The sequence below is a fragment of the Ruegeria sp. BH6 genome, from assembly GCF_056538105.1.
The window spans coordinates 665,777-686,465 of the sequence record NZ_JBQFSR010000001.1; the positions used below are offsets into that span (position 1 = coordinate 665,777).

Consider the following 20,689-nt stretch of genomic DNA (forward strand, 5'->3'; position numbering starts at 1 on the left):
TTACAGCAGGTCCGCGAAGCCGCCGAACTGACCGCGTTTGAAAATCAGGCCTTTGCCTGTGCGATACATCACATGTTCGACCTCACCAACCAAGATCAAGTGATCCCCGGCCTCGTGCTTGGCATGTAATTGGCAATCGAACCGGGCCAGACACTCGTTCAGTTGCGGTCTGCCTTTGTGATCCGTATCCCATTCCACGTGCGAGAAATCCAACCCATCACGCGCGAACTGCAGTGCCTGATTCTGCTGTTCCTGTGCCATCACGTGAATGGAATAGTGTTGGCAGGCATTAAAGGAATTGAACCGAAACGAGTCCTTTGCCAGGCACCACAGCACCAACGGCGGATCCAGCGAGACCGATGAGAACGAGTTGACGGTTATCGCACGCGGTCCGTTTTCGGTGTTCGTTGTGATGACGGTGACACCAGTTCCGAAACACCCCAGCGCCTCGCGAAAAGCGGTACTTTGGTCAGGAGTTGGGGTGAAGGTCTTTACAGTCATTGTCCGCTCGTGCAGTGGCCGCGCATCAGGTGCCACGGTCTGCCGGAATTGTCCATGAAAAGCTGAATCTTGAGCGAATATTTTGACGTTCAGTTCAAATCTTCCAGCAGGCGGCCATGTTGGCGGGTTGCCTCGATGACTGCGCCAAAGGTTGTCATGCCACGGGCTTGCAGCATCGGCAGCATCTTGACCAGCGCTTGCGCTGTGGCGACAGCGTCGCCAAGGGCGGTGTGGCGCAGGTCGTGCGGAATGGCAATCTCTAACCTGTCACACAACGCATCCAGGGTGTGCTTGTCGCTGGCGCCGAACAGAACAGCAGATAGCAAAACGGTGTCGAGGATTGGGTGATCCCAGTCGACATCCATGCGTTTGGCATGGCGCCGCAGAAAGGCCATGTCGAAAGGCGCGTTATGGGCCACGATCACCGCATCCCGCGCGAATTGGTGGAACGTACGCCCCGCCGCAGCAATATCCGGCGCGCCCTGAACCATGTGGTCGCTGATATGATGAACTTTGGTCGAAGCCGGCGGGATCGGCATGCCCGGATCAACCAACATATCAAACCGCTCGCCCTGAACGATGCGTCCATTCACAACCCTTACCGCGCCGATCTGGACGATTTCGTCCTTGTGCGGCAGTAGTCCCGTGGTTTCGGTGTCAAACACCACAAAACAAAGATCGCGAAGGGCGAGAGATTCGAATTCGCCCGCGACCGCGCTGTTCAGTAAGTCAAAGTCGTATACCAGTGGGCGCGCAGCCTCGGGTGCGATATTAGCGGCGCTTTCGTCGAATATCAGCAGATAGCCGGGCGCGTCGCCCAGCGGCTTCATGCGGGCGGAATAGGTTTGCGCGCCGTCGATGCTGGTCAGGGTGCAATCGACCTCAAGCCCGGATTTTGACAGTTTCTCATAGGCTTGTTGCAGTGGCACGGGCTGTAGGTATTCGTAAAGCGAGGCGTTCAAGCGGGGATGGGCGATTTGGGCCAGTACTCCGGCGGCCTGCCCATCGTACAGCACAATTTTGTGGGTGGGGCTGGCCAGCACCATCGCCACCGGAATCTCGGTCAGCAGGGCCGTCAGTCTTTGTTTTTCAGCAGACAGATGCGCAGTCTCAGCAGCCACGGCCTGAGCCACATCCATGGTCTTGCCTGACAGCTGATCCGCCAGCCCGGCGGCCGCTGGGGCCAGGTCGCCCAGATAACGCGCGGCCTGCATGTCCATATCCGTGCTGACGCCCGCATGTGCGCGGGCGCGCAGCTGGGCCGATAGACGTTCGATGGGCTTTGCCACGTTGTCGTCAAACAGCAGCCAGACGGCAATGATCAAGGCGATGAAGCCGAAACCCATAAGGATTTCAGCCAGGATAAAAGCACTTGCTAACGCAGGATCAGCGACACGCAGATAGCTTACCCAAAGTGCCACAGAGCTAACGGCCAGCGCGCCCACTGCCATCAAGCAGAAGAACAGAAAAATTCGGACGCGCAGGCTAAGCCGGGTCAGCATGTTACACTCCGCAGGTGGCCTCGACGATGGGGTCCTCGGCGTTGACGGTCAGCCAGTCGGCATTGAGCAATTGGCCGTCGTCACCGAACTCGGCTCCATCGGCCAGGCTGGCACGGCTGTTGGTGGCGCAGTCAACGGCCACCGGCAGTTTCGAGATCGGGGACCAGCGACCAAAGAAATACATGTCCACAAGGCGTTGATCCGGCACCTGCTCGTTGGTGCGGACCGAGGCGGTGTCGATCGCGGCAAAGCGATTGACGAACGGTACGGCATAGGTCCACGGGCGATAGAAGGCCCGGCTTTCAACCTCTTGCACGATTTCCATTTCTTCCGGCAGCGTTTCAGTGGTTCGGTCGTACCAGGAATACTCGCTGGCGATGGTCATGCCGATCATACCCAACCCAGCCGCGACCGGAGCGGCCCAGCGGGGCAGGCGGCCACCCGTCAGTTTGTTCACTCCCATCACCACACCTGCAAAGGCGATCCCTGCAAAGATGGTGCCGATCAGTTCCAGAAACATGTTCTTCTCCTGGTTTAACGCTTTTGCGCCCGTTTGGGTCTGCCTAGTTCAGCATACCTTTGCCATGGCCCACCGCCGACTGCATTGTTTTTACGACGACAAAGGCGTCTCGCAGATGACTTCGCTCAAAGTCAGACAAAGTCGATGGTGGAAGATAGTTGTCGGGGTTTTTGCCGGATTTGACCAGCCTCACCTGATGTTCCAGCCGTGTTTCAGCGATCAAGTCATAGGCGTCCAGAATATCCCGCGCGCCCGAGGGGCTAAGTACCTGGGCCGCTTCGGCGGCTTTCAAGCGGGCGCGGGTGTTGGCCTCGGGCAACTGACCCTGAAGGCTGTAGATGCGGGCCAGATCAACCACCGGCACAACGCCGTTATGTTTCAGATCAAGCGTATTGCGATGTTCGCCCGAACGGATGGTGGCAAAACCTCGTAACAGGCCGAGCGGGGGCGTGTGCTTTAATGAATTGGAAATCATGTGCGCCACGAAGATCGAATTCGCGTTGGCCGCAGCCAGCGTGTCGGCTTGCAGATCCTCGAACAGTTCGAACGCGCCGCCGATGGGGCGCAGGTCGAACATGACCGAGGCCAGCATTTGCGCCTCGGGGTTCGGTTTGGCGATCCAGCCGTTGAAATAGTCCCGCCATACCCGCACCGGCTGACACCAGCGGGGATTAGTCGCCATCATGTCGCCCGGGCAATAGAAATACCCGCAAGTGTCCAACCCGTCCGAAACATATTTTGCCAGTTCTCTGAAATAGGCCATGTCGCCGTCAGACATGTTGTCGTCCAGCATCAGGCAATTGTCCTGATCCGATACGCCGGTCTGCTCTTGCCGCCCTTGCGAACCACAGGCTAGCCACAAATAAGGCACGGGCGGCGGACCCAATTTCTTTTCTGCCAGCGCCAGCAGACGGCGGGTCACAGTATCGGCGATGTCGGTGATCAGACGGGTAACGATCTCATGCCGGTTACCGCTGGCCACCAGCTGCACCAGAAGTTGAGGAATTTCAGCCGTGACCAGTGCCATTTCACCCGCAGAGTTGGCATGAGCGATCCGCCGAACCAGTTCGGCCGAGTTTACGGCCTGATAGTGGGTCAGATCGGTCTGCGTGACGATACCGACCAGCTTGCCGCCTTCACAGATCGGGATATGGCCGATCCCGCGCTCCATCATCACATGCAACACGTCCGATCCGATATCGGAGGGTGAAAGAGTGACGGGATCAGGTGTCATGATCGCTGAAACGGGCGTTGTTTCGGGCATGTTGTCCGCCACGTATTTTCCGGCTACGTCCCGCAGCGTTGCGATGCCCAGCAGCGTGTCGTCTTGGGTCACGCACAGAGACGAGATATGGCGATCGCGCATCACCCGCGCGGCTTTTTGAACTTGCATGTCCGGAGGACAGGTGGCCGGGTTGTGGGCCATCAAAACGTCAATCGCGCTGGTGGCCAAGCTTTGCGGACCGGCACGTTCCCCGCGCGTACGGTTGAAGAAGTTGGCGACAACATCATGGCCGTCGATCAGCCCGCGCACCACGTTGGGGGGCAGAACCATCAGAACGGACGGCGTATGCGTATGTGCATGGGTTGCAGCTTTGCCGTCCTTCAGAAGACCACGTTCCCCAAAGGAATTGCGCAGTCCCAGATGCGAAACGACAGCGCCGTTTTCATCCGTGATCTCAACCTGTCCTTCATAGATCACAAATATGCCGGGTAGGGTGTTGCCCAGCTCATACACGGGAAACCCTTCATCGACCTCCCACACCTCGATCTGGTTGGCCAGATCGTCCAGCGTGTCAGGCGGCAAGGCGTCATAGGGGTGTACGGATTTCAGAAACCGGGTGATCTGGTCATGGGACAGGGGCATCAGACAATCCTGGGCTTCCATTTGAAAAATCCCGCCCGGTGGAATGCCGGGCGGGAACAGTAGGTCGAAAGACGCGGCACACGGGTGTTATCCATATGCCGCATCATGCTCATTTATTCTGAGCTGCGCCAGCGCCACGGGGAATGCGAACGCTTTCGACCAATTCCACGATCTCCTGCGGGGTCTCTTTGGTCATACCAGCGACCACGTAGGCGACACCGAAGTTGATCATCGCACCGATTGCACCGAACGAGGTCGACTTGATCGGACCCAGCAGTGGATCAGCATCGGTGAACGAGTTGGTGCCCGGAATGAACAGCCAGCCCTTGTGCAGGAAGATGTAGACCAGGGTCACGGTCAGACCAGCCAGCATACCAGCAACCGCGCCGGTGTTGTTGATGCGGGTCGAGAAGATCCCCATCATCAGCGCCGGGAAGATCGAGGCTGCCGCCAGACCGAAGGCCAAGGCCACAGTTTGCGCTGCAAAGCCCGGTGGGTTCAGACCCAGATAGGTTGCAACAACGATGGCCACGGCCATTGCGATCCGCGCCGCCATAAGCTCTCCTTTTTCCGAGATCTGCGGGTTGATCGCGCCTTTGACAAGGTCGTGGGACACAGCCGACGAGATCGCCAGCAATAGACCCGCAGCGGTCGACAGAGCAGCCGCAAGACCGCCGGCAGCGACCAGACCGATCACCCAACCCGGCAGGTTGGCGATCTCGGGGTTGGCCAAAACCAGGATGTCGCGGTTGAACTTGGTCAACTCGTTACCAACCCAGCCTTTTTCTTCGGCAAGCACCTGCATGTCTGCATTTTGATCGTTGTAGTACTGGATTTTGCCGTCGCCGTTCTTGTCTTCCCAATCCAGCAACCCGGTTTTCTGCCATGTCTGCATCCAGTCATAACGCGGATCTGTGTCGATTTCCTCGACCGAAACAGCACCACCTTCGATGCCACCATTGGGCCACATCATGTCGGTGATGTTCAGGCGGGCCATTGCGCCAACCGCAGGGGCGGTCAGATACAGCAGCGCGATGAAGACTAGCGTCCAGCCGGCCGACCAACGGGCGTCAGCCACGCGAGGCACGGTGAAGAAGCGCATGATCACGTGCGGCAGACCAGCAGTACCGATCATCAGCGACAGCGTGAACAACACCATGTTCAACGTGTTCGAATGGTGCGCTGTGTAGTCGGCAAAGCCCAGCTCGGTCACGATTGCGTCCAGCTTGGTCAGCAGAGGCTCACCACTGGCGGTATCACTGAAAAGACCCAGCGCCGGAATCGGCGTGCCGGTCAGCTGCAGCGAGATAAAGATTGCCGGGATGGTATAGGCTGTGATCAGCACGCAGTACTGAGCGACCTGAGTATAGGTCACACCCTTCATCCCTCCGAACACCGCGTAAGCAAACACGACACAGGCACCGATCAGCAGACCGGATGTGTTGGACACCTCGAGGAAGCGGCCAAAGGCCACGCCAACGCCGGTCATTTGACCGATTACGTAAGTCACAGAGGCCACGATCAGACAGATCACCGCAACGATACGTGCGGTCTGGCTGTAGAAGCGGTCGCCGATGAATTCCGATACGGTGTATTTGCCGAATTTACGCAAGTAAGGCGCAAGCAACAGTGCCAGCAGCACGTAGCCACCGGTCCACCCCATCAGGAAGGTCGAGTTGTCATAGCCGGTAAAGGCAATCAGACCCGCCATCGAGATGAACGAAGCCGCCGACATCCAGTCGGCCGCTGTTGCCATACCGTTGGTGACCGGGTGAACGCCGCGACCGGCGGCGTAAAATTCCGAAGTGGAACCCGCCCGGGCCCAGATCGCGATGCCGATGTACAGCGCAAAGGACGCGCCGACAAACAGCAGGTTGATAGTAAACTGGTCCATGGGGTTTACTCCTCATCCACGCCGTATTCGGCGTCCAGCTTGTTCATGCGCCAGGCGTAGTTGAAGATCAGCACCAGAAAGACCAGGATTGATCCCTGCTGAGCGAACCAAAAGCCCAGATCGGTGCCGCCAACGGCGATACCGGACAGCAGCGGACGCAGCAGAATGCCGAATCCAAAAGACACCAGCGCCCAGATCACGAGGCTGATGTAGATGAGACGCAGGTTGGCCTGCCAATAGCCCTTGTCGGCCTCGGCAGCCTGCGCGGAGTTTGTTGATTGATCCGCCATTGCGGGTTCCTCCTTCGCTTCCTCGTTGGGCGGCCCGTGCCCAACTCCTCCAGTGACTTGGGCCGCTTCTCGATTGTGCCTGGCACCAGCATGATGTCAGGCAAAACTCCTCTGGTCCGCCAAGGCGGGTCCATTGAAGTATTCTCTTGTTGGATCAAAGCCTTGGGGGGCTTTTCTCCTCCCCTTAACTCATCGCGTGACCCACGATATTCTTGAGGTCGTTAGCGATGTCTTCGATCTTGCCCATTGCGTTAGTGCGTTGCAGAACACCGTGGGATTCATAGTAAGTGATCAGCGGCGCGGTTTGGGCGTGATAGGCAGCAAGGCGCGAGGCAACGGTTTCGGCGTTGTCGTCGGCGCGGCGTTTGAACTCGGTATGGCCGCATTTGTCGCATTTGCCCTCGACCGCGGGGACCTTGAACGTGTCATGAAATCCTTCACCGCAGCCTGCGCAGGTATAACGGCCCGAGATGCGGGTGACCATTTCGGCGTCTTCGACCTCAAGGCTGATTGCGGCGCTGATCTTCTGGCCGTTTTCCGACAGCAATCCGTCCAGCGCCTCAGCCTGCACGGTCGTGCGCGGGAAGCCGTCCAGAATGACGCCTTTGGCGCAGTCCGGTTCATCCAGCCGATCGCGCAAGATAGCGATGACGATCTCGTCGCTGACCAGATCGCCAGCTTCCATAACGGCCTTTGCAGCAAGTCCGGCCTCGGTCTTGGCGGCAACGGCGGCGCGCAACAGGTCGCCGGTGCTGAGTTGTACAAGCCCGAACGTATCTTCGAGCATCCGCGCCTGCGTGCCCTTCCCGGCGCCCGGAGGGCCGAGAAGGATCAGAACGGCGGGGGTGGTGGTCGTGGCAGCGTCCATCACATCCTCACTTACTTGCGCGGTTTTCGATCAGATCTTCGACCACCGACGGATCGGCCAAGGTCGAAGTATCACCCAGCGAGCCAAAGTCGTTTTCGGCGATCTTGCGCAGGATACGGCGCATGATCTTGCCGGAACGAGTCTTGGGCAGGCCGGGGGCCCACTGGATCACATCGGGGCTGGCAATCGGGCCGATTTCTGTGCGGACCCAAGTACGCAGCTCTTTCAGAAGCTCATCCGAAGGCTCGCGATCGTTCATCAGAGTGACATAGCAATAAATGCCTTGCCCTTTGATATCGTGGGGATAACCGACAACAGCGGCTTCGGCCACGGCGGCGTGCGCCACCAGCGCGCTTTCTACCTCGGCCGTACCCATACGGTGGCCCGAGACGTTGATCACGTCATCGACGCGGCCAGTGATCCAGTAGTCGCCATCCTCATCCCGGCGGCAACCGTCGCCCGTGAAGTAATAGCCTTTGTAGTCGGCGAAATAGGTTTTCTCGAACCGCTCGTGATCGCCCCAGACGGTGCGCATCTGACCGGGCCAGCTGTCTTTGATGCACAGCACGCCCTCGACCCCGTTTCCTGTGATTTCGACACCCGATTGCGGGTCAAGAACGACAGGCTGAATTCCAAAGAACGGCTTCATCGCCGAGCCGGGCTTCATCGCATGTGCGCCGGGCAGGGGGGTCATCAGGTGACCGCCGGTTTCGGTCTGCCACCATGTGTCGACGATGGGGCAATTGCCCTGGCCGACAACCTCGTTATACCAGTTCCACGCTTCGGGGTTGATCGGTTCACCCACGGTGCCCAGCACTTTCAGATCGCTCAGATCGTGCTTTTCGACCCATTCGGTACCCTGACCCATCAATGCGCGGATCGCCGTGGGGGCGGTATAGAACTGGTTTACCTTGTGCTTGGCGCAGACTTCCCAAAAACGGCCAGCGTCGGGGTAGGTCGGCACGCCTTCGAACATCAGGGTCGTCGCACCATTGGCCAGCGGGCCATAGACGATATAGCTGTGGCCGGTGACCCAGCCTACGTCTGCGGTACACCAATAGATGTCGCCATCGTGGTAATCGAAGGTGATCTGATGCGTCATGGCTGCGTAGACCAGATAGCCACCAGTGGTATGCACCACGCCTTTGGGCTGACCGGTTGAGCCGGAAGTATACAGGATGAACAAAGGGTCTTCGGCGTTCATCTCGGCGGGCGCGCAATAGTCATCCGCTTCAAGCGCCATTTCGTTGTAATCGAAATCGCGGCCGTCAACCCATGTGGTCTGGCCGCCGGTGCGCTTGACCACCAGACATTTCACGGTGTCTTTACAGTGCAGCAGAGCGGCATCCGCATTGGACTTAAGAGGGGTCTTGCGACCGCCGCGCGGGGCCTCATCCGCCGTGATAACCACCTTGGCATCGCAGCCGTTGATCCGCGCTGCCAGCGCGTCCGGCGAAAAGCCCGCGAATACGATGGAATGGATCGCGCCAATACGCGCACAGGCCAGCATCGCATACGCTGCCTCGGGGATCATCGGCAGATAGATCACCACCCGGTCACCTTTGCGAACGCCCAGAGATTCCAGAATATTGGCCATTCGGCAGGTGCGGCGGTGCAGTTCGGCATAGGTTATGTGCTGGGCGTCGTCGTTCGGGTCATCCGGCTCCCAGATGATCGCGGTCTGGTCGCCGCGTGTTTTCAGATGGCGGTCCAGACAGTTGGCTGCCACATTCAGTGTGCCGTCGGCATACCAGTTTATTCCAACCGAGCCGAAATCATAGCTGACATCTTTGACTTGTGTATACGGTTTGATCCAATCTACTCGCTTGCCTTGCTCATCCCAGAACGCCACAGGATTTTCGATCGAGGCGTTGTACATCTGGGTGTATGCGTCGGCATCGACATGGGCGCGGGCAACGGTTTCTGCGGATGGCGGATAGACCTTGGCATCTGCTTGAGCAGCGGTTGTCATTCTGAGGCTCCTCCCTCTGGACTTTATTTCACTGGGCCAAATCTTGCCCGCGGAACGGGCGATGTCGACCCGTTTCCTCCCCACGTCAAATAATAAGCGAAACTGAAAACAATTAAATAAATTACCGATATCTTTAGATTTGTTTGTAAAGAAATTTTGTTAGTGTGCAAATAATAGTAAATAAAACTACTATGAATTTCAAAAAAACAAATAAAACCAAATTAGTAATTGTCATGAAATTTTGATTGGTGGATGCAGATGATCAACCGCAATTTTTGAATCTTGGATGCACCTATTGGTTGTTAGCGCTGTCTTCTGGTGCTTGGTGAATTTGTCCGGGGTTGGCACACATCAATGTTGGCGCTAGCTTTGATCGCAAGCGCTTGCACAAGAAGCGCAAAAAAGGGAGAATTCATGATGAAAAAGATGTTGAGCGGCGCGGCCGTCGCCGCCTTGGGTGTTGCATTCGTCTCAGAGGCTGCTGCAACCGAATGGAATGCCTCGGTTTGGGGTAAACGGCGCGCCTTTACTGAACATGTCGAAAAGTTGGCCGAACTGGTGAGTGAAAAGACGGGTGGCGAGTTCACCATCAACGTCAGTTATGGTGGCCTGTCAAAGCCCAAGGAAAATCTGGACGGGATTGAAATCGGTGCTTTTGAAATGGCTCAGTTCTGCGCCGGGTATCACCGCGACAAGAACCGCGCGATCACAGTGCTTGAGCTGCCGTTTTTGGGTGTGAACAATCTTGACGAAGAAGTGGCTGTCAGCCACGCGGTCTACGATCACCCGGCCGTTAAGGATGAGATGGCGCAATGGAACGCGCGCATCATCATGACCTCACCAATGCCGCAGTACAATCTGGTCGGTACTGGTGATCCGCGCGACGAATTGGCGGATTTTGACGGGATGCGTGTACGTGCCACTGGTGGCCTGGGGCAGGCGTTCGAGGCTGTGGGCGGTGTGCCAACCTCTGTCCCGGCAACAGAAGCGTTCAACGCGATGGAATCGGGTGTGGTCGACACGGTTGCCTTTGCCCAACACGCTCACCTGTCTTTCGGCACCATCAATGAAGCCGACTGGTGGACCGCGAACCTGAACCCCGGCACGGTCAACTGCCCGGTGGTGGTGAATATCGAAGCCTATGAAGCGCTGCCTGCGGAGCACAAGGAGGCGCTGAACAGTTCGATCGACGAGGCGATTGATCATTACCTTGCGAACTACGGCGGGCTGCTTGAGCAGTGGGATAGCGTTTTGTCTGAGAAGGGCGTTGAAAAAGTTGAGATCGACGATGCCGTTCTTGAAGAATTCCGTGCTAAGGCAGCCGATCCGATCCGTGAACAGTGGATTGCGGATATGTCCGCACAGGGTCTGCCAGCGCAGGACCTCTATGATCTGGTTCAGGCGACGCTGAAACAGCAGCGTGGCGGCAACTGATTGCCCTATCCGGGTGCCTGACCGGGCACCCGGAAACCAATCCTAAAACAGGGGAACACCGGAATGGCAGGACAAGCCACGGTGCTTGAGGACGGTAGTCGGCTCAGTTGGTTGGATCGTCAGCTCTTGAGGTTAGAGCAGTTTTTGGCATTGATCAGCGGGCTGGCCGTTTTTGGCCTTATGGTGCTTGCGGTGGTTTCGGTCAGTGGCCGCAACGCGATTAACGCGCCTTTGCCCGGTTATGTGGACTGGATCGAACAGGCCATGCCGCTGATTGCCTTCCTTGGAATCTCATACGTGCAGCGCGAAGGCGGTCATATCCGAATGGATATCGTAATCGCGCGTCTGCACGGGCGGGCGCTGTGGCTGTTCGAACTGATCTCGGTAGTTTTGATCCTTGTGCTTATGCTGGCACTGGTCTGGGGCAGCTGGTCCCATTTCGACCGCTCTTTTGGTTTTGGCGCACCGCTCTGGAGCCGTGACAGTTCAATTGACATCGGCATTCCGCTTTGGCCTGCCAAGCTGCTGGCGCCCGTGGCGTTTTCGGTCCTGTGCGCGCGGCTGGTGTTGCAGGTCTGGGGATATGGGCGTGCTTTTGTGCTGGGGCTCGAACATCCGGTGGCCGTGCCGTTGATCCAGGATGCGGCGGCGCAGGCCGCTGCCGAGGCCGAGCAATTCGAAGGGCAGGACTAGCGCATGGACACAATAGATATTGGTCTGTGGGTTACAGGTGGCCTGCTTGTATTGGTCGTCACAGGGATGCGGGTCGCCTTTGCCGCTGGGCTTGCCGGGTTGGTCGGGTTGGTGTGGATCTTCTGGGCCAAATTCGGATATGACCCCGACCGGTTTGGCAAAGCCTTAACAGTTGCCGTGAAAACGGCCGGGCAGGTGCCGCATTCCAAGGTGGCTGCCCATACGCTCAGCCTGATCCCAACCTTTATCCTGATCGGATACTTGGCCTATTACGCGGGCCTGACCAAGGCATTGTTCGAGGCGGCCAAACGTTGGGTGGCGTGGGTGCCGGGTGGGCTGGCAGTTTCGACCGTGTTCGCGACAGCCGGGTTTGCCGCCGTGTCGGGCGCGTCGGTCGCCACATCCGCGGTTTTCGCCCGCATCGCCATCCCCGAGATGCTGAAAGTCGGTTACAACAAGCAATTCGCTGCTGGGGTCGTTGCTGCTGGGGGTACGCTGGCCTCGTTGATCCCGCCTTCGGCCATTCTTGTGATCTATGCCATCATCGTTGAACAGGACGTGGGTAAGCTGCTGTTGGCCGGGTTCATCCCGGGGGCGTTTTCGGCAGTTATCTATGGCCTGCTTATTGTGGGAATAGCGGTGATTTTCAAATCCGTTGGGCCTCCGGTCACGGGGTTTACATGGAAACAGCGCTTTGCGTCCTTGCCCGGTGCCTTGCCGATTGTGGCTGTGATCCTGATCATCATCTGCTTTGTCTATAACCCGTTCGGAGAAAAGGCCTGGGGCACGCCAACCGAGGGTGGTGCCATCGGCGCATTCATTGTCTTCTGTTTTGCCCTGTTCCACGGCATGCGCTGGACCGAGCTGAAATCCGCGTTGCTTGAAACCGCCAAACTGACCGCGATGATCTTTTCGATCATCTGGGGCGTGCTGATCTACGTGCGGTTCCTTGGTTTCGCCGACCTGCCGGGCGCGTTTTCGGACTGGATCACCTCGCTTGAGATGTCGCCGATGCTGATCCTGATTTGCATCCTGCTGGCCTATGCGGTGTTGGGCATGTTCATGGATGCCATCGGAATGCTGCTGCTGACGCTACCGGTCGTGTACCCGGCCGTCATGGCTCTGAACGGTGGGGAAGCCGTCAGCGCCGCTGAAAGTGCCTTTGGCATGTCGGGGCCGATGTGTGCGATCTGGTTCGGTATACTGGTTGTGAAAATGGCCGAATTCTGCCTGATCACGCCGCCGATTGGCCTGAATTGCTTTGTCGTCGCTGGCGTGCGCCCGGACCTGAGCGTTCAGGACGTCTTCAAAGGCGTGACACCGTTCTTCATCGCCGACGCGATTACCATCGCGTTGCTTGTGGCGTTCCCGGCCATCGTCCTCTACCTGCCGTCACTGGCCGGATAGAAAAAGCCCCCGGTGATGAACCGGGGGCGAGGTAATGCCATTTGCGGGTTCTTTAGCTTGCCCGCATCAGCATTCCAAATAGATCGCGCGGATCGTCAGGATCGGCCAACATGTCCAAAGGTTCAAAGAAATCAGTGTCCTCAATCGCGTACTTGATGTAGCGGAGGGCCGAGAAATCCTCGATCGCAAAGCCGACGCTGTCGAACAGAGTAATTTGACGATCATCGCTGCGCCCTTTGGCCTGGCCGGTCATGACCTGCCACATTTCTGTCACCGGATGGGTGTCGTCCAGTGCCTGAATCTCGCCTTCGATACGGGTCTGCTCGGGGTATTCCACGAAGATTTCCGACCGCAACAGGATATCACGATGTAATTCGGTTTTGCCGGGACAGTCTCCGCCGATGGCGTTGATGTGAACGCCGGGGCCGACCATGTTGTCAGTCAGGATCGTGGCGTATTTCTTGTCGGCGGTGCAGGTCGTGATGATGTGTGCGCCTTCGATGGCCTCTTCGGCGGTTTTGCAGGGCACTACTGTCAGACCTTTGCCTTGAAGGTTCGCGGCACATTTCTTGGTGGCATTCGGATCGGTGTCATACAAACGAACCGTATCAATCCCGCACATGGCCTTGAAAGCCAGGCACTGGAACTCTGATTGCGCGCCGTTGCCGATCATGGCCATAACCGACGAAGATTTTGGCGCCAGATAACTGCCCACTAGTGCCGAGGTTGCGGCTGTACGCAGGGCGGTCAGCATCGTCATCTCGGTCAGCAGGGTGGGATAGCCGGTGTAGACATCAGCCAGCAGGCCAAAAGCGGTCACGGTCTGCAGCCCTTCGGAGGTGTTCTTGGGGTGACCGTTCACGTATTTGAATCCGTAGGCCTCACCATCCGAGGTGGGCATCAATTCGATCACGCCATGCGGCGAGTGGGCCGGGATGCGTGGGGTTTTGTCGAAGCTCTCCCAACGCTTGAAGTCGGCGTCGATCTGGGCCGCGATTTGGGTGATCATCTTCTCAAGCCCGACGTGATGCACCAGACGCATCATGTTGTCGACGGATACAAAGGGCACAAGCGCCTTTTCTGATGGTTGCATTGGGGTCTCCTATCGACGGGACAGGTGGATGCCTGCAATCATACAGCGCACGGATCCACCGGCAGTTTCAATTGTGGGAACCGACAGCGGCAGCGGCGTTGCGCTGGCTTCGATTGTTGCGAGTTGATCCGGGGTCAGGGCGGCAAGCGCCCGGCTCGACAGCGCCAAAACCAGGCCATCCCGACCGCTGAGTTCGATGGCGTTGCCCGCAAATTCGGCGATCTGTTCGTGGGTCAGGTCAATGACCGTACGACCGGATTCTTCCAACCGGGCTTTTACGGTCGCGCGCCGTTCCGGATCGGTGATCATGTCCAGACAGATCAGTGCGTACTCGCTGCCGATGCCCATCAGAACATTGGTGTGATAGACATCTCGCCCTTCGGCATCATGTGCTTCGAACACAATAGGCTCATAATTGAAATGGGTGCAGAAACGCTCCAACAAAACGGGATCGGCACGGTTGGATTTGACTGTGTAAGCGACGCGGCCGACGTGGTCCAGAACCATTGCTCCGGTGCCTTCCAGCGCCAGTTTGTCCTGCTCAAGCCCGGAATAGTCAATCACGTCCTGAACACGGTATTCCTGTTTCAGCATCTCAATGACGTCCGCGCGGCGTTCCCGCCTGCGCGACGGTACAAACATCGGATAGATCGCCACATGCCCGCCGGGATGGGTCGAGAACCAGTTGTTCGGAAATACGCTGTCGGGTGTGTCGAGGTCCCCGTGATCGTCGAAGACATGAACCTTTACACCCGCATCGCGCAGCAATGCGACCGCCTGATCATGTTCATCACGCGCCTGAGCAGAGGTGGCCGCGGCCGAGCGGTTGGCCAAAGTCTGAAACGCGTTGTCGTCGCGCGTCTCAGGGTTAGAAGCAAACGCGTGGGGCCGGATCATCACGACGGCAGGGGGGGCTTGCAATGAGTGCATTAGAAGCTCCGTGTTGGGCGGTCAAAGATGCGGCGGCCCAACAAAGAGGCGGCCAGATCGACCATCAGTTTTGCGGTACGGCCGCGTTCGTCCAGAAACGGGTTCAACTCGACCAGATCCAAAGAGCAGACATGGCCGCTTTCGTGCAGCAGCTCCATCACCAGATGCGCCTCGCGTTCGGTCGCGCCGCCGGGGACGGTGGTGCCGACGGCAGGGGCGATCGAGGGATCAAGAAAGTCGACATCCAGCGAGACATGCAGGATGCCATTCTCCGCCCGGACCCGATCAAGAAACGCGTTCAATGGGGCTTTGATACCGTGTTCGTCAATGCTGCGCATATCGGCCAGCATGGCGTGATCTTCCTCAAGCCGTGCGCGCTCGGCAGGATCGACCGAGCGCAAGCCAATCATGCCCACGCGATCTGTTGGAACTGGTGCGGGTACGGTTGGGAAATTATCAAAACCCGCCTGGCCGGTGAAATAGGCGACAGGAGTACCGTGCAGGTTGCCGCTGCCAGTGCTGTCGGGGGTGTGAAAGTCGCTATGGGCATCCAGCCAAAGCACGAACAGAGGGCGTCCGATCTGCTGGGCATGGGCGGCCATCCCTGCGACGGTTCCCATCGACAGCGCGTGGTCGCCACCCATAAAGATCGGCAGACCCTTGGGGGCAGTTTCCTGCGCCGCACGGCTTAGCGCGTTGGTCCAGCCGATAACCTCGGGCAGGGCGAACAGATGTGTGTCCTCAGCCACATCCGTGCTGTCCGGGTGGACATCGCCAATGTCTGAAACCTGATGACCCAGATTGGCCAAAGCCTGATCCAGACCGGCCACTCGATAGGCGTCAGGCCCCATACGGCAGCCCTGACGACGCTTGCCAGCGTCCATCGGGGCGCCGACCAATATTACGTGTTTGTTGTCCATATGTTTGTTTAGTTCCGCAGGGTGGGTTGCGAAAAGAGAGCAAAATGTTCAAAATGAAACCTCAATAAGCGAAATGAGAAATGGCTATGGACGATTTGGACAGTAGGTTGCTGAATGCGCTGCACCGGGACGCGCGGGCCTCGCTGTCTGAACTGGCCGAGACGCTGGGCGTCACCCGCACCACGGTGCGCAGCCGCCTGCAGCGTCTGAAACAATCGGGTGAGATTGTGGGCTTTACCGTCCTGACCCGTTTGGATGTGGCGGAAAGCCCGGTGCGGGGCCTTATGATGCTTGAGATCGAAGGCCGCGGGACCGAACGCACGATGGCCAGAATCGCGGCCCTGCGCCAAGTGCGCGCCGTGCATACGACCAACGGCAGTTGGGATCTGATTGCCGAGATCGGCACCGAAACTTTGGCGGAACTGGACGAGGTCTTGTTTCAGATCCGGCGGATGGAGGGGATAACGCGGTCCGAGACCAATCTGTTGCTGTCCACGCGTAAAGGGCGGGTCTGATCCCTTGTAGTGCTTTGACGTTCAAGGAAATTGTGCCAATGTTGCCCTGCGTCGCCGATCCACGCACAGGATCGTTGCAGTGCCTCAGAGCCGGGGGGAACCATGACCACGCAGGAGACTGACAAAGAGCTTTGGGCCGTTCGTCTGGCCGAGCGGGTTACCGGGTTCCTTGAAAAGCCCGCGGTCAGAATTGCGGTTCCGATCCTGGTGACGTTGATTGCGCTGGTCGTACTGCACGAACTGTCCCAGCACGTGAAATGGGCCGATGTTAAGGTGGATGTGGCAAGTACATCCTGGAAACTGATGTTCATCGCCCTGTGCTGGACCTGTTTCAGCTTTTTGTCCTTGTCCATGTACGACGTGCTGGCCGTGCAAAGCGTGGCGGACGGAGAGGTTCCCCTGACCGTAGCTGGCATGGCCGGAGCCAGTGGCTATGCCGTATCGAACTGCCTTGGCTTTTCCTACATTACCGGAACGGCGATCCGCTATCGCATCTACGCCTCGCTTGGGTTGGACCTAAGCCGGGTTGCCGGCGTCATCGCAACCTCTTGGATCGCGTTCTGGTCCGGGCTGGTGCTGTTGCTGGGTATACTGCTTACCCTGCATCCCGATGGTATTTCAAATGTTCTGCCGATCAGCGACACGACTGAGACGATAATCGGTCTGTGCCTGCTGGCCGCGCTGGTGGCCTTGTTCCTCTGGCTCGCGCGGGGCGGGCGCAAGTTGGCCTATGGCGGATTTGGGTTCAACCTGCCTGGCGGCAAACTGGCAGGCTTGCTAACGCTGGCCGCGATCGGGGACCTGTTTGGCGCTTCGATGGTGCTTTATACCCTGATGCCCGATGACCTTGGGGTCGGATACCCCTATTTCTTCACGATCTTTATCGGGGCTATTGCCGTTGGGATCGTAAGTCACGCGCCCGGCGGCATTGGCGCGTTCGAGGCGACATTGATTGCAGGTTTGGGTGCCTCTGGCCGGTCTGACGTAATCGCGGCCTTGCTGCTGTATCGTCTGGTCTACACATTTCTGCCTTTTGTCATTGCCAGCGTGTCAATTGCTGTGGCCTCGGCGCTGACGCATCGCCACCATATCAGTGGCGCGGCCACATGGGTCTATCGCGCGATCCGGCCGATTGTGCCGATGGTTGCCGCAGGCGTGACTGCGGTTGCCGGGATCATCCTGTTGGTGTCCGGGGCCTTACCGTCCAGCAGTCAAAGCCTTGGTGTTTTGCGAGATTTTCTGCCTTTGTCCTTTGTCGAAGCCTCACATCTGGCAGGCAGTGCAATAGGTGTTCTTCTGATCCTGATTTCGCGCGGTTTGTTCCGCAAACTTTATCGTGCCTGGATCGTGGCGATGTTGCTGATGGTAGCCGGTTTCGTTGCCTCGTTGACCAAGGGGTTGGATACGCACGAGGCGATCGGCATGCTGGCCTCAATCGCGGTGCTGGCCACATTCCGGGGTGCGTTTTACCGGGTCAGCGGCGCGTCGATTTTTCGGCTGAACATCCCGTGGCTGGTCAGCGTAGTGGCCCTGTTGGCGGTCATTTTCTGGATCGGGCTGTTTGCCTATTCGCATGTCGAATACCAGAACGCCCTGTGGTGGGATTTCGCGTGGAGCGGCGACGCCTCACGGTTCCTGCGTTCCAGCCTGGTGGTAGCGGTTATACTCGGTGTGGTGGCTGTGAACTCACTCTTCGGGCGGGAAATCCCTGAACCGGTACGCACAGAAATACCGCCTGCCGTCGAACGGTTGGCATTGGAAAGCGAAGATACCGAAGCGCAGATTTCACTGACCGGTGACAAGCAGTTTCTGATCGCGCCCGATGAATCCGCGTTTCTTGCTTATGCCGACACCGGCAACGCTCTAATCACCAAGGGAGAGCCGGTTGGCGATGAAAAAGCCGGTCAACAACTGATCTGGCAGCTGCGCGAAATGGCGGATCGCGAGGGCAAGCTCTGTGCGTTTTACAGCGTTTCTACCAAATATCTGCCAACCTTTCTGGATCTGGGTCTGTCCATCTTGAAAATCGGTGAGGTCGCGCGGGTGCCGCTGCAAGATTTCTCGCTGGATGGCAAATCCCGGAAACGGTTCCGTCAGGCCAAAAACCGGGCCGAGCGTGAAGGGTATGTGTTCGAGATCATCCCGAAGGAAGAACTGACCCCGGTCCTGCCGGAGCTACGCAAAATTTCTGACGACTGGCTCGAGCATAAAGCGGGTGAGGAAAAGGGATTTGCCCTTGGCGGGTTCGACGATGACTACCTGTCCTATTTCGATTTTGCCGTGCTGCGAAATGGGGACACAGGCAAGATCGTGGCTTTTGCCAATCTGTTCCAAGGCGGCCATAAATCTGAACTGTCGCTGGATTTGATGCGTTACGAACCTGACGGCTCGAACTTCATTATGGACGCGCTGTTTGCCGAGATGATGTCGTGGGGAGCAGAGCAGGGGTTCCACTGGTTCTCGCTGGGCGCGGCGCCGTTTTCGGGGATCGAGAACCGGCAACTGGCTTCGTTCTGGAACCGTGTCGGCGGGTTCGTCTATGAGCATGGCGAACAGTTTTATCACTTTGAAGGATTGCGATCCTTCAAGCAGAAGTTCGACCCGGAATGGAGCCCGAATTATCTGGCCAGCCCGGGCGGTTTTGCAGCGCCGCGCATCCTGTATGAAGTGAACATCCTGATTTCCGGCGGGCTGCGCGGATTGACCAAATAGCGATTAGTTGAGGCTTGCCCGCGTTGGGTCTTGTTGCAGCAGGTCGCCCCAATCGGTGCGGTATGCCATCTCGGCCAGCACGGTTTCAGGTAGGAATTCCTGATTTTGGCGAATCTGCCAGCCGCCGCCCAGCCCCTTGTACACGGCAACCAGATTGCTTGAGACCTGTTGCCGCGCCTCGATCAGATTGGCCTGCGACCGCAGCAACGCGGTCTGAGTGTTCAGGATGCGGGAATAATCGGCAATACCGTCGCGATATTGATCCACCGCAATCTGGGCGGCCTTGCGCGACGCTGTGACGCTGTTTTCGTAAAAGCCCACCTGCTTGCGCGATTGGGCGTAGGCGACCATCGCGCTTTCCACCTCGGAATAGGCGGTTAGAACAGTGTTTTGGTAGTTGGCGATCAGTGCTTGATAAGCCGCGTCTTGCGCACGGACGTTGTTCTTGATCCGGCCGTAGTTCAGCACGTTCCAGACCACACCTGCATTGGCCAGACTGGTTGAGCTGGCTGCGGAAAACAAATCCCGCCCGCCCGAGGCTTGCAAGCCGATGGACCCTGACAGAATGAATTGCGGGTACAGATCAGCCATCGCAATGCCGACTTCGGCCGATTGCGTTGCCGCCGCCAACTCGGCCGCGCGGACATCGGGACGGCGACGCAGCAGCTCGGCCGGAACACCCACGGCAACATTCGACCGGGCTGAAGGGATGCGTCCCGAATTACCCAGCAGACTGGTCATGCGCGAGGGCGTTGCCCCCAGCAACACAGCCAGCGCATTCTTGGCCTGTTGCAAGTCGCTTTCAATCTCTGGGACCAGCGCCTTGGTATTGTTCAACAAGGCAGTGGATTCCTGTACGTCCAGCTCGGTCGTCACCCCGTTGTCAAAGCGCAGTTGGGTCAGGTCAGCGGATGCCTGTTGCAGCTGAATGTTCTCACGCGCGACCGCCAGAGATTCCTGCAACGCGCGGATGTTCACGTACAGTGCTGCAACGTCGCCGGTCAGCGTCACCAGGGCGTCGTCGTAATTCGCCACCTGCAGCGCCAGATTGGACCGCGCCGCCTGAACGCCGCGCCTTTGCTGACCCCAGACGTCCAGCTCCCATTGCGCATCGAACCCGACCTGAGATGTCGAAAACTCGGTATCTAAGGGGATGATCCGATTTACATCCGAAATCGGCCCAAGATTGTCACTGATTTGGCGCCGCTCGATTGATCCGCCGATGGCTTGCGATTGCGGATACAGCTCGCCGAACGCGATCCCCAACTGCGCGCGAGCCTGCAGGACACGGGCACCTGCCACCTGTAGATCAAGGTTCTGGGCATAAGCCTCTGCAACCAGTTTGTTCAGGGTGGGGTCGTTGAACGTCTCCCACCATTTCACCACCGGCGCGCTGCGCGAGGTTAGGCCGCTGGGTCCGACGCTGGGACTGTTCACCTCGATCCATTCTTTCACGACCGGAGAGTTCGGGCGCACGAAATCCGGGCCAACTGGCGTGCAGCCGACCAGCAGGGCCGCGCATAGGGCGGTGCCGATCAATCTGCGGTGAAGTCTGGCCCGGGTCATGTCAT

17 protein-coding genes are annotated in these 20,689 nt (G+C 58.1%); 5 read left to right on the forward strand and 12 right to left on the reverse strand.

The window, feature by feature from the left end; translation table 11 throughout:
- The 8 genes from ACR0B8_RS03350 to acs all read right to left on the reverse strand — a co-directional run bounded on the left by ACR0B8_RS03350 (position 1) and on the right by acs (position 9,414).
- The gene (locus ACR0B8_RS03350) at positions 1-501 is read right to left on the reverse strand and encodes a flavin reductase family protein (protein WP_226688564.1); all 501 of its coding nucleotides are present in this window, start codon (positions 499-501) and stop codon (positions 1-3) included.
- An 89-nt stretch (positions 502-590) separates the two neighbouring features.
- A complete protein-coding gene (locus tag ACR0B8_RS03355) occupies positions 591-2,003 on the reverse strand; it encodes a 3'-5' exonuclease (RefSeq protein WP_170348420.1) in 1,413 nt (470 codons plus the stop codon).
- A gap of 1 nt (position 2,004) precedes the next feature.
- On the reverse strand, positions 2,005-2,523 hold the full coding sequence (locus ACR0B8_RS03360) for a hypothetical protein (protein WP_170348421.1): 519 nt from the start codon (positions 2,521-2,523) through the stop codon (positions 2,005-2,007).
- A gap of 43 nt (positions 2,524-2,566) precedes the next feature.
- Positions 2,567-4,390, reverse strand: a complete 1,824-nt coding sequence (locus tag ACR0B8_RS03365) for a DUF294 nucleotidyltransferase-like domain-containing protein (protein ID WP_170358043.1) — start codon at positions 4,388-4,390, stop codon at positions 2,567-2,569.
- Between the two features lie 109 nt (positions 4,391-4,499).
- Positions 4,500-6,284, reverse strand: coding sequence for a sodium:solute symporter family protein (locus ACR0B8_RS03370; protein ID WP_170358045.1), 1,785 nt, complete (start codon positions 6,282-6,284; stop codon positions 4,500-4,502).
- Positions 6,285-6,289: 5 nt separating this feature from the next.
- Positions 6,290-6,574, reverse strand: coding sequence for a DUF4212 domain-containing protein (locus ACR0B8_RS03375; RefSeq protein WP_170348424.1), 285 nt, complete (start codon positions 6,572-6,574; stop codon positions 6,290-6,292).
- 184 nt (positions 6,575-6,758) lie between these two features.
- Positions 6,759-7,442 (reverse strand): adenylate kinase, encoded by a 684-nt coding sequence (locus ACR0B8_RS03380; RefSeq protein ID WP_170358047.1) that lies wholly within the window; start codon positions 7,440-7,442, stop codon positions 6,759-6,761.
- A gap of 7 nt (positions 7,443-7,449) precedes the next feature.
- Positions 7,450-9,414: an acetate--CoA ligase gene (gene acs / locus ACR0B8_RS03385; protein WP_170348426.1), complete on the reverse strand. Its 1,965-nt coding sequence runs from the start codon at positions 9,412-9,414 to the stop codon at positions 7,450-7,452.
- A 417-nt stretch (positions 9,415-9,831) separates the two neighbouring features.
- On the opposite strand from acs, the gene ACR0B8_RS03390 reads away from it, so the two are divergent.
- The 3 genes from ACR0B8_RS03390 to ACR0B8_RS03400 all read left to right on the forward strand — a co-directional run bounded on the left by ACR0B8_RS03390 (position 9,832) and on the right by ACR0B8_RS03400 (position 12,948).
- Positions 9,832-10,848, forward strand: coding sequence for a C4-dicarboxylate TRAP transporter substrate-binding protein (locus ACR0B8_RS03390; RefSeq protein ID WP_170359304.1), 1,017 nt, complete (start codon positions 9,832-9,834; stop codon positions 10,846-10,848).
- Positions 10,849-10,911: 63 nt separating this feature from the next.
- Positions 10,912-11,541 (forward strand): TRAP transporter small permease, encoded by a 630-nt coding sequence (locus ACR0B8_RS03395; RefSeq protein ID WP_480657742.1) that lies wholly within the window; start codon positions 10,912-10,914, stop codon positions 11,539-11,541.
- A gap of 3 nt (positions 11,542-11,544) precedes the next feature.
- Complete coding sequence (locus ACR0B8_RS03400) at positions 11,545-12,948, forward strand: TRAP transporter large permease (protein ID WP_170358051.1); 1,404 nt, start codon at positions 11,545-11,547, stop codon at positions 12,946-12,948.
- A gap of 52 nt (positions 12,949-13,000) precedes the next feature.
- On the opposite strand, the gene ACR0B8_RS03405 is transcribed toward ACR0B8_RS03400, so the two are convergent.
- The 3 genes from ACR0B8_RS03405 to rocF are packed head-to-tail and all read right to left on the reverse strand — an operon-like array spanning position 13,001 to position 15,891.
- Positions 13,001-14,041, reverse strand: a complete 1,041-nt coding sequence (locus ACR0B8_RS03405) for an ornithine cyclodeaminase (protein WP_170358053.1) — start codon at positions 14,039-14,041, stop codon at positions 13,001-13,003.
- A gap of 9 nt (positions 14,042-14,050) precedes the next feature.
- Positions 14,051-14,971 (reverse strand): citrulline utilization hydrolase CtlX, encoded by a 921-nt coding sequence (gene ctlX, locus ACR0B8_RS03410; RefSeq protein ID WP_170358055.1) that lies wholly within the window; start codon positions 14,969-14,971, stop codon positions 14,051-14,053.
- The gene (gene rocF, locus ACR0B8_RS03415; RefSeq protein WP_170358057.1) at positions 14,971-15,891 is read right to left on the reverse strand and encodes an arginase; all 921 of its coding nucleotides are present in this window, start codon (positions 15,889-15,891) and stop codon (positions 14,971-14,973) included. Before rocF ends, ctlX begins: the two co-directional genes overlap by 1 nt.
- Positions 15,892-15,977: 86 nt before the next feature.
- On the opposite strand from rocF, the gene ACR0B8_RS03420 reads away from it, so the two are divergent.
- Positions 15,978-16,406: an Lrp/AsnC family transcriptional regulator gene (locus ACR0B8_RS03420; protein WP_058280995.1), complete on the forward strand. Its 429-nt coding sequence runs from the start codon at positions 15,978-15,980 to the stop codon at positions 16,404-16,406.
- Between the two features lie 102 nt (positions 16,407-16,508).
- Complete coding sequence (gene mprF / locus ACR0B8_RS03425; RefSeq protein WP_480657739.1) at positions 16,509-19,118, forward strand: bifunctional lysylphosphatidylglycerol flippase/synthetase MprF; 2,610 nt, start codon at positions 16,509-16,511, stop codon at positions 19,116-19,118.
- A gap of 3 nt (positions 19,119-19,121) precedes the next feature.
- Here mprF and ACR0B8_RS03430 read toward each other — a convergent pair whose 3' ends face one another.
- Positions 19,122-20,684 (reverse strand): efflux transporter outer membrane subunit, encoded by a 1,563-nt coding sequence (locus ACR0B8_RS03430; RefSeq protein WP_170358061.1) that lies wholly within the window; start codon positions 20,682-20,684, stop codon positions 19,122-19,124.
- Positions 20,685-20,689: the final 5 nt, after the last annotated feature.

What these genes read in the sequence shown, in the direction of transcription:
- ACR0B8_RS03365 (WP_170358043.1), bottom strand. Translation starts at nt 4,390, where the DNA reads ATGCCCCTGTCCCATGACCAGATCACCCGGTTTCTGAAATCCGTACAC.
- ACR0B8_RS03370 (WP_170358045.1), bottom strand. Translation starts at nt 6,284, where the DNA reads ATGGACCAGTTTACTATCAACCTGCTGTTTGTCGGCGCGTCCTTTGCG.
- ACR0B8_RS03380 (WP_170358047.1), bottom strand. Translation starts at nt 7,442, where the DNA reads ATGGACGCTGCCACGACCACCACCCCCGCCGTTCTGATCCTTCTCGGC.
- ACR0B8_RS03430 (WP_170358061.1), bottom strand. Translation starts at nt 20,684, where the DNA reads ATGACCCGGGCCAGACTTCACCGCAGATTGATCGGCACCGCCCTATGC.
- ACR0B8_RS03395 (WP_480657742.1), top strand. Translation starts at nt 10,912, where the DNA reads ATGGCAGGACAAGCCACGGTGCTTGAGGACGGTAGTCGGCTCAGTTGG.
- ACR0B8_RS03350 (WP_226688564.1), bottom strand. Translation starts at nt 501, where the DNA reads ATGACTGTAAAGACCTTCACCCCAACTCCTGACCAAAGTACCGCTTTT.
- ACR0B8_RS03355 (WP_170348420.1), bottom strand. Translation starts at nt 2,003, where the DNA reads ATGCTGACCCGGCTTAGCCTGCGCGTCCGAATTTTTCTGTTCTTCTGC.
- rocF (WP_170358057.1), bottom strand. Translation starts at nt 15,891, where the DNA reads ATGGACAACAAACACGTAATATTGGTCGGCGCCCCGATGGACGCTGGC.
- ACR0B8_RS03405 (WP_170358053.1), bottom strand. Translation starts at nt 14,041, where the DNA reads ATGCAACCATCAGAAAAGGCGCTTGTGCCCTTTGTATCCGTCGACAAC.
- ACR0B8_RS03390 (WP_170359304.1), top strand. Translation starts at nt 9,832, where the DNA reads ATGAAAAAGATGTTGAGCGGCGCGGCCGTCGCCGCCTTGGGTGTTGCA.
- mprF (WP_480657739.1), top strand. Translation starts at nt 16,509, where the DNA reads ATGACCACGCAGGAGACTGACAAAGAGCTTTGGGCCGTTCGTCTGGCC.
- ACR0B8_RS03360 (WP_170348421.1), bottom strand. Translation starts at nt 2,523, where the DNA reads ATGTTTCTGGAACTGATCGGCACCATCTTTGCAGGGATCGCCTTTGCA.
- acs (WP_170348426.1), bottom strand. Translation starts at nt 9,414, where the DNA reads ATGACAACCGCTGCTCAAGCAGATGCCAAGGTCTATCCGCCATCCGCA.
- ACR0B8_RS03375 (WP_170348424.1), bottom strand. Translation starts at nt 6,574, where the DNA reads ATGGCGGATCAATCAACAAACTCCGCGCAGGCTGCCGAGGCCGACAAG.
- ctlX (WP_170358055.1), bottom strand. Translation starts at nt 14,971, where the DNA reads ATGCACTCATTGCAAGCCCCCCCTGCCGTCGTGATGATCCGGCCCCAC.
- ACR0B8_RS03400 (WP_170358051.1), top strand. Translation starts at nt 11,545, where the DNA reads ATGGACACAATAGATATTGGTCTGTGGGTTACAGGTGGCCTGCTTGTA.
- ACR0B8_RS03420 (WP_058280995.1), top strand. Translation starts at nt 15,978, where the DNA reads ATGGACGATTTGGACAGTAGGTTGCTGAATGCGCTGCACCGGGACGCG.